Here is a 14,398-nt window from a genome sequence, read left to right as displayed (position 1 = left end):
CATAACGACCAATGCCGTGAACTTGTCGGAAAGGACTATGCCCTGATTACCGTCCCCAAAAATGTGCCAAAGTTCAGTTTAGGGCATAAAAAAAGGAGTACCGCTGTACTCCAACCTTTGTTAACCTTAAATCTAATACTATGAAAAACACATTGCAAATGTACGTTTTTTGGGGATATTGACAAACTTTCCAAGAAAAAAAGCATGTTTCATAACACATTTTAATAAGATAAATACTCGTTTTCACGTCCTTTTTCACTTTTTTTGCTTCAAAGTAGAAAAGAAGGTATAACATCACGTAAAAAAATAAGCAAGTTCTTTCCATTATACTCCCAGTTTGCATTATCTTTGCACTAACACGAAGATAAGCCACACCTTAGCATAAAAAATAAATGAGTTCATTTTATTCTGCATTCGGTTTGCACTATCTTTGTAGTGAGATTAACAAGAACTTATATATGCCAGACTATGATTTAATCGCCATATTAGGGCCTACCGCTTCAGGAAAGACTCCATTTGCAGCCGCTTTGGCCGCCAAACTCCATACGGAAATCATCAGTGCCGATTCACGGCAAATCTACCGGGGAATGGACTTGGGCACCGGCAAAGACCTTGCCGACTATACCGTCGATGGAAAACAGATTCCCTATCACCTCATCGACATAGTCGACCCGGGATATAAGTACAATGTTTTCGAGTATCAACGTGATTTCTTGAATGCTTACGAGAGTATTAAACACAAAGGCCGCCTGCCCGTTGTATGTGGAGGAACCGGAATGTATCTCGAATCAGTGCTGAAAGGCTACCGTTTGCTACCTGTACCCGAGAATTCCGAGTTGCGCACCCGTCTAGCAGACAAATCGCTGGAAGAACTGACCGACATACTGAAAGCTTACAAAAGCCTGCACAATAGCACAGACCTGGACACAGCCAAACGTGCCATACGAGCCATCGAAATCGAAGAATATTATGCCCATACCCCAGTAGACGAACGTTCCTTTCCCCAGCTAAACAGCCTCATCATAGGTGTTGACATCGACCGAGAACTACGTCGGAAGAAAATCACCCGCCGCCTACGCCAGCGCCTAGAAGAAGGAATGATAGACGAAGTACGCCGTCTGATAGAGCAAGGCATCCAACCGGATGACCTTATCTATTACGGACTGGAATACAAGTATCTGACACTTTATGTCATCGGCAAGCTAACCTATGAAGAAATGTTCACACAACTGGAAACAGCCATCCACCAATTTGCCAAACGCCAGATGACTTGGTTTCGCGGCATGGAGCGGCGCGGTTTTACCATCCACTGGATGAATGTCCGATGCCCAATGGAAGAAAAGATAGCTTTTGTAAAGAAGAAATTGGAAGAATGATAAAATGAGAAAGTGACCAAGTGATTTAAATCGTAAATAGTCAAATTGTAAATAGAATCATGAGTGCAGAACCCAAAAAGTTGGGAGTGATATACAACCCCAAAGCCGGAACGCGGAAAGTGCAGAAACGGTGGAAAGAAATCAAAGAATACATGGACAGCAAAGGTGTTCCTTACGACTATGTGCAATCCGAAGGGTTCGGTTCGGTAGAACGTCTGGCAGGTATCCTTGCCAACAACGGCTACCGCACCATTGTTGTTGTAGGCGGTGACGGCGCACTGAATGATGTCATTAACGGCATCATGCTTTCCAATGCACCAGACAAGGAAAATATAGCCATTGGCATCATCCCCAATGGCATAGGAAATGACTTTGCCGACTATTGGGAAATGAGTTCGGACTACAAGAAAGCGGTGGATTGCATCATCAACAACCGCCGTCGGAAAATAGACGTGGGTACCTGCTATTATTACGATGGTGAAAAGCATCTGACACGCTACTTTCTCAATGCCATCAACATAGGTTTAGGAGCCCGTATCGTGAAAATCACTGACCAGTGCAGGCGTTTCTGGGGAGTGAAGTTCCTCTCCTACTTCATGGCACTGCTATCCATTATCTTCGAACGGAAGCTGTACCGCATGCATCTCAAGATAAACGGCGAGCACATACGCGGACGCATCATGACTGTCTGCATAGGCAGTGCGTGGGGATACGGACAAGCGCCTAGTGCAGTGCCCTATAATGGCTGGCTGGATGTTTCTGTCATTTACCGTCCCGAATTGCTGCAACTATGGTCGGGATTGTGGATGCTTATCCAAGGGCGGATTCTGAACCACAAGGTAGTGATGCCCTACCGTACGCAAAAAGTAAAAGTGCTGCGTGCGCAAAATGCCTCTGTCGATTTGGACGGACGTATTCTCGATCGTCATTTTCCGCTGGATATCAGCATACTACACGAAGCGATAACATTGATTATACCCAATTAAAAATACTTAATCAGCAACAACTTATGATTGAATTAAAGAATAATCCTGCCGGAAACTTCTTCCTATTAGCAGGCCCTTGCGTCATTGAAGGGGAAGAAATGGCAATGCGTATTGCCGAACGTATCGTGACCATCACAGAAAAACTGCAAATCCCATACGTATTCAAAGGATCGTACCGCAAAGCCAACCGTTCTCGCCTAGATTCCTTTATGGGCATCGGCGACGAAAAGGCCCTGAAAATACTGCAAAAAGTACACACCACCTTCGGAGTACCTACCGTGACCGACATTCATGCAGCCGAAGAAGCCACTACGGCTGCCGAATATGTGGACATTCTGCAAATTCCCGCCTTCCTCTGCCGGCAGACAGACCTACTTGTAGCCGCTGCCAAAACCGGAAAAACCATCAACATCAAGAAAGGGCAGTTCCTCTCTCCGCTTGCCATGCGCTTTGCAGCTGATAAAGTTGTGGAAGCAGGCAATAAAAACGTCATGCTGACGGAACGCGGAACTACTTTCGGTTATCAGGACTTAGTCATTGACTATCGTGGCATCCCCGAAATGCAGACCTTCGGTTTCCCCGTCATTCTGGATGTAACACACTCCCTGCAACAGCCCAACCAAACCAGTGGTGTCACGGGAGGTATGCCGCAACTTATCGAAACCGTAGCCAAAGCCGGTGTCGCCGTAGGAGTAGACGGACTGTTCATCGAAACTCACGAAAATCCCACCGTAGCCAAAAGTGACGGTGCCAACATGCTGAAACTCGACCTGCTGGAAGACCTGCTAACCAAATTAGTCCGCATCCGGGAGGCAGTCAGATAAATTCCATTTATCCGGAATGGAATCCGAAAAAAACAACAAAAGTTGTGATTTATCTAAGGACTGTCCGACAGATAGTTCAAGAACAATTTAAATTTATAATAAGATGAAACATCTATTACGTGGTTTATGGATTGTAGCATTAATTCTTTGCTGCAATTTTCAGCAGGTATTTGCACAGCAAATGCCGCTTATCCCAATCGACAAAAATGTCCGTATCGGAAAGTTGGACAACGGATTGACCTATTATATCCGCAAGAACGGACAACCCGCAAACCGGGCCGACTTTTACATTGCCCAGAAGGTAGGCTCCATTCAGGAAGAAGCCGACCAACGCGGCCTTGCCCACTTTCTGGAACACATGTGTTTCAATGGAACGACCCACTTCCCCGGTGATGCACTGAAACAATATTTGGAACGTATCGGAGTGAAATTCGGTGAGAACTTGAACGCCTATACTTCCGTAGACGAAACCGTATACAACATTTCCAATGTGCCGGTCACTACTCCGGGAGCCATCGACTCCTGCCTGCTGATTCTGCACGACTGGAGTAACGATCTAACTCTGGACTCGAAGGAAATAGACAAGGAACGCGGAGTCATCAACGAAGAATGGCGTACCCGTATGAGCGCCATACAACGTTTCCAGGAAAAGATGCTTCCAGTCATGTTCGAAGGAACGAAGTATGCCACTTGTTTCCCTATCGGAACAATGGAGGTCGTAATGAACTTCAAACCGCAAACTTTGAGAGACTACTATGAAAAGTGGTACCGTCCGGACCTGCAGGGTATTGTGGTAGTTGGCGATATAGATGTGGATGCCATCGAAGCCCAAATCAAGAAAATGTTTTCTGATATTCCCGCCCAACCCAATGCCGCCAAACGTGAGTACTATCCGGTAAACGACAACAAGGAGCCTATCGTATTGGTTTATCAGGACAAAGAACAGTCCAATGTACAAGCTCTCATCTTCAACAAGCACGAAGCCACTCCTGACGAGCAGAAAGGCGACATGGGCTATCTGGTACAGAATTATGCAACCACGCTCATCAACAATATGCTGAATGCGCGTCTGAACGAATTGGTACAGACCGCCAATCCTCCTTATATATATGCCGCCACTTATGACGATGATTTCTTTGTTACCAAAACCAAAGATGCCTTCACCGGTGTCGTTGTCTGCAAGGAAGATGCCATAGAAAACGGAATAGCCACTCTCCTGCGCGAAACAGAACGTGCCCGCCAATTCGGCTTTACGGAAACGGAATACAACCGTGCCCGTGCCGAATATCTGCGCCAACTGGAATCTGCCTATAACGAACGTGACAAACGCAAGAATGAAGAGTACGTGAATGAATACGTCCGCCATTTCCTCGACAACGAACCTATTCCGGGCATTGAGAACGAATACACCATCATCAATCAGATAGCCCCCGCCATTCCGGTTGCCGCACTGAACCAAATGATACAAGCCCTTGTGACAGACAGTAACCAAGTGGTTGCCATCCTCGGACCGGACAAAGAAGGCCTGAAAATGCCGACAAAAGATGCAATCAAGAAAATCCTGAAGGATATTAAAGCTGAAAAGCTGACTGCCTACGTAGACAAGGTATCAGACGAACCTTTGATGGCCGAAGCCCCGAAAGGCGGAAAGATTGTATCCGAACAGACGGACGATACATTCGGCACTACAACGCTGACACTCTCCAACGGAGTCAAAATCATTATCAAGAAAACAGACTTCAAGGCAGACGAAATCCGCATGAAGGGAGTCAGCCTGGGCGGTAGTTCCCTGTTCCCCGACTCGGAAATCATCAACATCAACGGATTGGATGCAGTGAGTGTAGGTGGTCTGGGTAATTTCAGTGCCGTAGACCTGGAAAAAGTCCTGGCCGGCAAAAAAGCCTCTGTCGGCTATGGTATCGGTGACAAGACAGAAACCGTCAATGGCAGCTGTTCACCGAAAGACTTCGAAACAATGATGCAGCTCACTTACTTGACATTCACCGCTCCACGCCGTGACGACGATGCCTTTGCATCCTACAAGAACCGCAACAAAGCTGCCTTGCAGAATATGGAAATGAATCCCCAGGTAGCATTCAGTGATTCTATCTCGGCCAGTATTTACATGCACCATCCCAGAAGAGCCAGAATAAAGGCGGACATGATTGACAAGATGGATTATGACAAGATTCTGTCCATGTATCAAGACCGCTACAAAGACGCCAGCGATTTTACCTTTATCTTTGTAGGAAATGTGAATGTAGAGGAAATGAAACCACTCATCGCCGAGTACCTGGGTGCACTGCCTGCCACCAATCGCAAGTTTACCGAAACATTCAAGGACAATAAAGTCGACATGCGCCAGGGAGTTTACAAGAACGAGTTCATAAGGAAACAGGAAACTGCTAAAGCGTCGAATTTTGTCCTGCTAAACGGTGACTGCAAATACGACCTAAAAAATGACATCCTGCTGGATATGACCAGCCAGATTCTCGACTTGGTTTATACAGCCAAGGTACGTGAAGACGAAGGTGGCACATACGGTGTATATGTAGGCGGCCAGTTAAGCAAGTATCCGAAAGAAAAGGCCCTTCTACAGATTATATTCGAAACCGCCCCGGCAAAAAGAGAAAAGCTGATGCAGATTATCTTTGCAGAACTCGGCAACATCGCCAAAGCAGGTCCGTCGGAAGGAGACCTGAATAAAGTGAAGGAGTTCATGCTGAAGAAACATGCCGAAGACTTGAAGGAGAACAGCTACTGGCTGGGAAGCATTGACGAATACCTGTTCACCGGCATGAATCCGATAAAGGATTACGAACAGATTGTCAACAGCATCACCGTGAAGGACATTCAGAAATTCACCGATGACTTGTTCAAGCAGAAGAATGAGATTGAGGTATCAATGATCAGTCCTGAAACTCCCGACAAAGAATAAGAGAGCCATACACACAGAAGGCTGCGTTGTTCGATGAAAGGCAGCGCAGCCTTTTTCATACCAACTATATATATACAAATACCATGAGTCTTTTCTTAGATTTGCGCAAACACGGAAAACTGGCGGAGAAACGAAATCCGATGTACGAAAAAAGTAAATTCGGAAAATTCTGGATGTACTTCATGTTCGTCTTCTGGGCCGGTTACCTGATATTCTTCGGTACGACCTTTGCATTCGCCTTTGACGGCGGTGCCACAGAAGCCTATCACGTAATGAACTCCGGATTGATATTTGTCCTCGTACTGGATTTCCTTATACGCTTGCCTTTCCAAAAAACGCCCACCCAGGAAGTAAAACCCTACCTGCTGCTTCCCATCAAACGGAACCGTCTTATAGATTTCCTGCTAATCCGTTCCGCACTGGACGGTTTCAACCTGTTCTGGCTGTTTCTGTTTGTTCCGTTTTCCATCATCACCGTCACCAAATTCTATGGAATCAGTGGTGTGCTGACCTATTGCATCGGCATCTGGTTGCTGATGGTATTCAATAACTACTGGTTCCTGCTGTGCCGCACACTGATGGGCGAGCGCATCTGGTGGCTGGCATTACCGGCAGTAGTATACGGTGGCATTGCCGCTGCACTATTCATTCCGGACAACAGTCCACTTTTCGACTGTTTTGTCAATCTGGGAGAAGGGTTCATCACCGGCAATATTCTGTCATTCATCGGTGTGCTGGTCGCCATCGCCCTCATGTGGTTCATCAACCGCACTCTGATGCAGAAACTCATCTACAATGAACTGAACAAAGTGGAAGATACACGGATAAAGCACGTATCCGAATACAAATTCCTCGACCGGTATGGCGAAATAGGCGAATACATGAGGCTGGAGCTCAAGTTATTGCTTCGCAACAAAATTTGCAAGCGTTCGCTCTATTCCATCACCGGCGTAGTAATAATGTTCAGTTGCATCATCAGTTTTTCCGACATCTATGACGGAGGCATGAGAGATTTCTTCGTTCTCTATAACTATATCATCTTCGGTATCATGTTTTTGAGCGGACTGATGAGCTACGAAGGCAACTACATTGACGGACTGATGAGCCGCAAAGAATCCATCTATTCGCTGTTGCGTGCCAAATACATACTGTACAGCATTGCATTGCTCATCCCTACGATTCTGATGATTCCAGGTATGGTTACCGGCAAGGTATCCGTACTCGGTTGCATTGCATGGCTGATATTCATTCCGGGCGCTGTATACTGTTGTCTGTTCCAGTTGGCGGTCTACAACAACAAGACCACCGACCTGAATTCCAAAATGACCAGCCGGCAGAATATAGGTACCGGTCTGCAGAACCTGATTGCAGGAGGCGCCTTCGGCATACCTTTACTTCTGCTTTTTGCACTGAATACCATTCTCGGCAAGGAAGTTACCCCCTGGATACTTATCGGCATCGGCGTGGCATTTATCGCCACTTCCAAATTCTGGCTGATGAATGTATATCACCGACTCATGAAACGCCGCTACAAGAATATGGAAGGCTTCAGGGACAGTAGACAGAAATAGAAATCATTAAACATCAATCGCTAACATGATACACATCAACAATTTGCAAAAGAATTTCGGTACAAAAAAGGCCGTAGATATAGAGAACTACACCATCGGGCAAGGCGATATGCTGGGACTGGTGGGCAACAACGGTGCAGGCAAGACCACCCTCTTCCGCCTTATTCTTGATTTGCTGCGGGCAGACCGTGGCAATGTAACCATCAATGACATTGACGTCAGCAAAAGCGAGGACTGGAAGAGCTTCACGGGAGCCTTCATAGACGACGGCTTCCTGATAGACTACCTCACCCCCGAAGAATACTTCTACTTCATCGGCAAGATGTATGGTCTGAAGAAAGAGGAAGTAGACGAACGCCTGCTTCCCTTCGAACGCTTCATGAACGGCGAAGTGATGGGACAGAAGAAATTCATCCGCAACTATTCTGCCGGAAACAAGCAGAAAATAGGCATCATCTCCGCTATGCTACATCATCCGCAACTGTTGATTCTGGATGAACCGTTCAACTTCCTTGACCCCAGTTCGCAAGCCGTAATCAAACACTTGCTGAAAAGATACAATGAAGAACACGGAGCCACTGTCATCATTTCCAGCCATAACCTGAATCACACTGTGGACGTTTGTCCGCGTATTGCATTGCTGGAAAACGGTGTTATTATCCGCGATATACGGAATGAGGGCAACTCTGCCGAGCAGGAACTGGAAGCTTACTTCAACGTCGGCGTGGAGGAAGAGGCCGTAGTAGAAGAAACGGTAGTAAAAGCAGAAGCTGCCGTAGAAGAAATAACGGAAAAAGAAGAAAAAACAGTAGAAGAAAAAAACGTGGAAGCATGAAAAAATATCTTTCTTATATAGTAACCTTTACCGCAATATTGATAGGTCTAAGTTCCTGCCATACCTCCGCGCCACGGCTGGACTACAAAGCCCTGGCACAGGCATCCGTCCGTTTGGGAGTGGATATTGAACTGCGGGACAACCACAAGCTGTACATCCATGCCTCCGAATGGATAGGCACGCCCTATCGTGCAGGTGGCGACAGCAAACGTGGAACGGACTGCTCCGGACTGGTATCGCAACTGTATAAGAAAGTTTACCACACCCGTCTGTCGAGAAGCACAGACGGGCAACTGAAAGAGAGCAGCAAAATCTCCCGCCGCAACCTGCGTGAGGGAGATTTGGTGTTCTTCACCAGCCGTGCTTCCCGCAAGAAAGTGGCACATGTGGGCATCTACCTCAAAGACGGCAAGTTTATACATGCCAGTACCAGCCGGGGAGTCATAGTCAGCAACCTCCGGGAAAAATATTACACCCAACACTGGCTCTGCGGAGGCAGAATAAAGTAATACAGATTTTTCCCTTCTTGTGATTTTCCTTACTCTATCCCGACTGATAGTCCAGAAACAATTAAAAGAAGAAAACAATGAAGAAACTTTTAGGTATCCTCTTATTCATCAGCATTGCGCTGAGCGCCAATGCACAACTTTTATGGAAAGTATCCGGTAAAGGATTGGAGAAACCATCCTATATTTTCGGTACTTACCATCTCTCTCCACTCAGCATCAAGGACAGCATTGCCGCCATGCCGCAGGCCATGAACGAAACCACCCAAGTCTACGGGGAGGTCGTGATGAGCGAAATGGCGACACCCGCCTTCATGCAAAGCATGCAACAGCAGATGATGATGCCCAAAGACACCACGCTGCAAAGCCTCTTTACTCCCGAACAATACGAAGAAGTGGGCAAAGCCGTCAAAGAAAACATGATGGTGGACATTGCCATGCTGGCACAACTGAAACCGGCTGCCATCAACCAGCAGCTTGTCGTCCTGCTATACATGAAACATACTCCGGGCTTCAACCCGCAAGAACAGCTTGACACTTACTTCCAGCAGCAGGCCGGACAGCAAGGCAAGAAAGTTGGCGGTCTGGAAACAGCCCAGTCACAAATAGACATTCTGTTCAACAGCCAGACGCTGCAACGCCAGGCAAACCTCCTCTACTGCGCCATCAGTGACATTGAGAAAGGCATCGACCAAAGCAAACGCCTGATTGCCGCTTATGAAAAGCAAGATCTGGATGCCATGCTGCAACTGATGGAAGAGCGCGACGGCAATTCATGCGACCCGCTGCCCGGAGAGACGGAAGCATTGCTGGACAACCGCAACAAGGCATGGGTTGAAAAGATGCCTGCCATCATGACAGAAACCCCTACCCTTTTCGTAGTCGGCGCCGGACACCTGCCCGGAGACAACGGAGTGTTGAACCTTCTGAAGCAACAAGGATACACCGTAGAAGCCATGAAATAAATCCGCTAACAATTCTCTCTAACAACTTTTAATGGCAAGCCATACAAAGCGTGACGGTCAAATACCATCACGCTTTGTTTACATACATACTTTACTGCCCTCACCATATCGTACTTCCCGAAGAATATACAACTTTTGCACCAAGGTCTTGGCAGTTATAGCGATAATGGTCATTTTTGACTTAATAAGAACGCAAGAAGCGAAAGTTATTATCCCTGCTACTCGGAATCTGGAGTTAGTGAGCATGCTGCCCATGCCGGTGTCATTGCATGCACTCTGCAAAGTTACTGCAAACGGTCTGCAGTGACACTGCAAACTACTTTGCAGTAGCGCTGCAACAGCTTTGCAGTGGCGCTGCATCAGCTTTGCAGTGACGCTGCAACGGCTTTGCAGTAGCACTGCAAAAAGCATGCAGCAGCTTTGCAGTGATATTACACTAAGTATAAAACAGTTACGCGAGACGCTTTTCAGCAATACCAAGCGCCTGCCCACTGCTTGGTACTTATAAAATACTTGTGCGCTTCGTGAACTCCAGAATCTCGCGGATATAGCCAAAGGCAAGCCCCACTACCGTATCGGCTGCACCGTAGCATACAGCTACACGTTCTCCATCCTGCAATGCCGCACAAGGGAGCACCATGTTGGGAACATCACCTTGCAACTCATAAGGAGCAGCAGGCGCAAGCAGATACTCACGGGTGCGGTAGAGCAACCTGGCAGGATTGCCCTTATCCAGAATAGCCGATTCCATGGAGTAACGAAAACCGCTGCACTTACTAAAAAAGTATCTTTTTTATCATTAATCCTTTTAAAAAAAAGTTCCCCCGAAAACAAGTCAATATATCATTTTGCTCAATATTACTAACGAAGTAAATATCTATTCTCACCCGATTCAAGAAAGCCATCCCTAACACAGATAGCAAATAACAAAATGATATCTCAACTTATTTCCGAAGCAACCCTTTTCTTACAATATTATTACTACTCTTTACTTCTTCAGCTCATTCGAGAAAGAATAAGGATAGTCTTCCGGCTGCGTACCTCTCTTCATATTAGGCCGGCTGCCCATATCAAACCTCAAGGTACCGCCATTCAGCAAATCGCCATGCTTCAGGTAGTTCCTGGAATAATCCACACCGTTCACCGTGAGAGACTCGATATACATGTTCTCCTGTGAATTATCCGGAGCGTCAATAGTAAGGGACCTGCCGTTCTCGAAACGGAGTGTGGCCTTCCGGAACAGAGGAGCACCCAGCACATATTCGTCCGTACCCGAATAGACCGGATAAAAACCGAGTGCGGAAAAGACATACCACGCGGAAGTCTGGCCGTTGTCCTCGTCACCGCAATAACCGTCGGGACTGGCAGTGTACATGCGGTTCATAACCTGACGAAGCCAATATTGAGCCTTCCAAGGTTCCCCGGTGTAGTTATAAAGGTAAATCATGTGCTGAATGGGGTGGTTGCCATGGGCATAGTTACCCATATTCATCACTGTCATCTCACGGATTTCATGGCTTACTTTCCCGATGAAAAACAGGGCCGACAACAAGTCCAGATACCCCAGTTTGTCGCGCAGCAACTTCAAAGCCTTGTACATGTGGGTCTCCACCGTACGCAATGATACCCCCATCGTATCAGCTATCTCCTTATTCTTCATATCATGCAGATAGCTGAGTTTGAATACCATCCGGCACTTGTCCGGCAATTCATTGATGGCATCTGACAGCTTCCTCCTGAGCTCGGCATCCTCTATCCGTTTCACCACATCATTGCTGTCGGGCTGATAGAACCCAACCCTCTTTTTATGGATTTCGAGCATGACAGCCTCATAGCCACTTACAATGTCCCGGTGCTTCAGAACGTTCAAGGCACGGGCATACGCCGCCCTATACAGAAAAGCTTGGATTTGCCCCCACCTTTATAGTATCTTTCCGCTTCCACAATTCCACAAAAACATCCCGTACCACATCTTCCGCATCCTCTTCTCCCACAATGCGTGTGGCGTAGAACAGCAGGTTAGAGTAATACCTGCGGAAAAGGGATTTATATGTCAAGTCGAAATGTTCATCCATATTTTAGCCGGTTATCGGGAGCGGTACCATGCCTGACCTGGCTTATCCCCCATTTCAAATTCGAAAACACTTCCATCCATAATCTGTTCATGCGTAATATAACTTTTACTATAGCTCTTACCGTTGAGTTTTACAGATTGGATGTAGCAGTTTTCCTTGCTCACCGCCGGTGCCAGTACCGTAAAAGTCTTTCCACCGGGCAGGTGCATCTTCATTTCCGGATATAGGGGAGTACCGATTTCATATTTTCCGCCAACCGGGTCTACCGGATAAAATCCCATCGCGCTGAACACATACCATGCAGACATCTGTCCGCAATCCTCGTTGCCACACAAACCGGCAGGAGTGTTCAAATAGAGTTCATGCATCACCCGGGCTGCATATTTTTGGGTTTTCCAAGGTTGGTCCACAGCATTGAACAGATAGACGACGTGATGGCTGGGCTCATTTCCATGCGCATACTGGCCAATCATCCCAGTGCTAAAAATAGGCAGCTCATCATCTGAAGAAGGATTGTAAGTAAACATGCTGTCCAATTTCTGGGCAAACCGTTCCTTGCCTCCGGTCAAAGCTATCAGACCGTCAATATCCTGCTGCACAGACCAGAAGTACTGCCAGCCGTTGCTCTCGCATATGTGCGGAGTATAGTCGTCCGGCGAGAAGTTCTGAATAAACTCTCCCTTGTCATCACGGGGCTGCATGAAAGAACTTACCGGATTATAGACATTCCGGTAATTACGGGAACGCTTATAAAACTCGTCCGCAACCTCCTTATCGCCCAGCTTCTCTGCCATACGGGCTATGCAATAGTCATCGTATGCATATTCCAAAGTCTTGGAAAGTGACCAGTTTTCCGAATTATACCAATCCGTCACATTATAAGGAACATAGCCATATTTCTTATACAGCCCGATGCCACGATAGGAATCGATATTGGCAGTAGCCACACAAGCCTCCAGGGCCTTTTTCGCATCAAAATCCCCAATACCCTTCAGATAAGCGTCTACAATGACCGGCACAGAGTGGTATCCTATCATCATATCGGTCTCACCTCCCTGGAAGTTCCATACGGGAAGGCGGCCGTTCTGTTCGAAGAAAGCGAGGAAGGACTTCACCATATCGTTCACCCGCTCCGGCTCAATAAAGGTATAGAGAGGATGAGCCGCACGGTAAGTATCCCACAAGGAGAAAGTACCGTAATTTGTCCAGCCCTCTGCCCGGTGCACTCGCTTGTCTGGACCGTAATAGGCACCATCCACATCACTGTAAATGGTAGGAGCAATCATCGAATGATACAAAGCCGTATAGAACTTGACTTTCTCATCGCGGTCATCGCATTTTATTTCTATCCGGGACAAATGTTCGTTCCAATCATCCTGCACAGCAGCCAGGTATTTGTCGAAATCATCATCGGGTACTTCGGCTGCCAGATTACGTGCCGCCCCTTCCATACTCACACCGGAAATGGCAGTACTGACAAGAATCTGCTCCCCTTCCTTAGTCCGGAAGTCAAATCGTGCAATGACGGATGTCCCTATCCGCTTGCCTTCTTTCTCTATGGCAGCCGTATCGAGCTGCATCGCAGCAAACGGTTTGGAGAAACGTGTACGGAAGTAGAGGCGCTGGTCGCGTGCCCAACCGTCAGAGTAACGGTAACCTTGCACCGTTACCGAATCGACAGCTTCTATGTGAGAATCATTGGTAAAATCCCAATTCATAGCTTTCCTCAAGTTCAGGAAAACGGCAGCATCGGCTTTTGGGAAAGTATACCGCTGAATGCCACAACGCTCGGTGGCCGTCAACTCTACATTTATATTATAATCTTTCAGACGCACCTGATAATATCCGGCGCTTGCCGATTCTTCCGAATGAGAGAACAAAGAGTGAATGCCGAGCGGAGCTTCCGCCTCCTTATAAGGCAATGTCACCGGCATAAAAGAGATGTCATACAAGTCACCAGCGCCGGTTCCGGAGAGATGGGTATGGCTGAAGCCTGCAATGGTACTGTCCGGATAAAAATATCCGGAAATACGGTCCCAGCCCGGCAGTCCGTTGTCAGGACTGAGCTGCACCATGCCAAACGGCGCCTGGGCACCCGGATAGGTGTTTCCGGTAAAATCCGTACCGATAAAGGGATTCACGAACTTTGTATAAGACACACTTTTCACGTCCGACACTTGCGGGGTACATGCCCCAAAGAGTGAAAAGACTACAACCCAACAATAAGACTTTATTAAATTCATAACATTATAGAGTTAACATGTATAGTGTAACAACCCAACCGAAGAAAACACTTACACATCTTGCAACTTTTAAACAGAA

General features: G+C 47.0%; 9 protein-coding genes and 3 pseudogenes. 8 read left to right on the top strand and 4 right to left on the bottom strand.

The window, feature by feature from the left end; translation table 11 throughout:
- The first annotated feature begins 458 nt into the window (after positions 1-458).
- The 8 genes from miaA (at position 459) to E5355_RS12500 (ending at position 10,001) form a co-directional block, all read left to right on the top strand.
- Positions 459-1,376 carry a tRNA (adenosine(37)-N6)-dimethylallyltransferase MiaA gene (miaA, locus tag E5355_RS12535; protein ID WP_136010609.1) on the top strand — a complete coding sequence of 306 codons (918 nt, stop codon included), beginning with the start codon at positions 459-461 and terminating at the stop codon, positions 1,374-1,376.
- A gap of 59 nt (positions 1,377-1,435) precedes the next feature.
- Positions 1,436-2,362 (top strand): diacylglycerol/lipid kinase family protein, encoded by a 927-nt coding sequence (locus E5355_RS12530; protein ID WP_136010608.1) that lies wholly within the window; start codon positions 1,436-1,438, stop codon positions 2,360-2,362.
- 23 nt (positions 2,363-2,385) lie between these two features.
- Positions 2,386-3,186 carry a 3-deoxy-8-phosphooctulonate synthase gene (gene kdsA, locus E5355_RS12525; protein WP_136010607.1) on the top strand — a complete coding sequence of 267 codons (801 nt, stop codon included), beginning with the start codon at positions 2,386-2,388 and terminating at the stop codon, positions 3,184-3,186.
- A 103-nt stretch (positions 3,187-3,289) separates the two neighbouring features.
- Positions 3,290-6,124, top strand: a complete 2,835-nt coding sequence (locus E5355_RS12520) for a M16 family metallopeptidase (RefSeq protein WP_136010606.1) — start codon at positions 3,290-3,292, stop codon at positions 6,122-6,124.
- Positions 6,125-6,207: 83 nt separating this feature from the next.
- On the top strand, positions 6,208-7,695 hold the full coding sequence (locus E5355_RS12515; protein ID WP_136010605.1) for a DUF5687 family protein: 1,488 nt from the start codon (positions 6,208-6,210) through the stop codon (positions 7,693-7,695).
- A 25-nt stretch (positions 7,696-7,720) separates the two neighbouring features.
- The gene (locus E5355_RS12510; protein WP_136010604.1) at positions 7,721-8,530 is read left to right on the top strand and encodes an ABC transporter ATP-binding protein; all 810 of its coding nucleotides are present in this window, start codon (positions 7,721-7,723) and stop codon (positions 8,528-8,530) included.
- A complete protein-coding gene (locus E5355_RS12505; protein WP_136010603.1) occupies positions 8,527-9,039 on the top strand; it encodes a C40 family peptidase in 513 nt (170 codons plus the stop codon). Before E5355_RS12510 ends, E5355_RS12505 begins: the two co-directional genes overlap by 4 nt.
- Before the next feature lie 77 nt (positions 9,040-9,116).
- The gene (locus E5355_RS12500; RefSeq protein WP_136010602.1) at positions 9,117-10,001 is read left to right on the top strand and encodes a TraB/GumN family protein; all 885 of its coding nucleotides are present in this window, start codon (positions 9,117-9,119) and stop codon (positions 9,999-10,001) included.
- Positions 10,002-10,503: 502 nt separating this feature from the next.
- Here the strand turns inward: E5355_RS12500 and E5355_RS12495 are convergent.
- The 4 genes and pseudogenes from E5355_RS12495 to E5355_RS12485 all read right to left on the bottom strand — a co-directional run.
- Positions 10,504-10,773 (bottom strand): annotated as a pseudogene (locus E5355_RS12495) (glycosidase); the annotation flags it as partial.
- A gap of 216 nt (positions 10,774-10,989) precedes the next feature.
- Positions 10,990-11,529, bottom strand: a pseudogene (locus E5355_RS19680) (glycoside hydrolase domain-containing protein); the annotation flags it as partial.
- Positions 11,530-12,076 (bottom strand): annotated as a pseudogene (locus E5355_RS19675) (RNA polymerase sigma-70 factor); the annotation flags it as partial.
- Positions 12,077-12,087: 11 nt separating this feature from the next.
- Positions 12,088-14,319: a GH92 family glycosyl hydrolase gene (locus tag E5355_RS12485; protein WP_136010601.1), complete on the bottom strand. Its 2,232-nt coding sequence runs from the start codon at positions 14,317-14,319 to the stop codon at positions 12,088-12,090.
- Positions 14,320-14,398 lie beyond the last annotated feature (79 nt).

The sequence above is a fragment of the Bacteroides muris (ex Afrizal et al. 2022) genome, assembly GCF_004793475.1.
GTDB classification, from domain to species: domain Bacteria; phylum Bacteroidota; class Bacteroidia; order Bacteroidales; family Bacteroidaceae; genus Bacteroides; species Bacteroides muris.
Note: the sequence above shows the minus strand (reverse complement) of the source record. Positions and strands in the feature narration are given on the sequence as shown.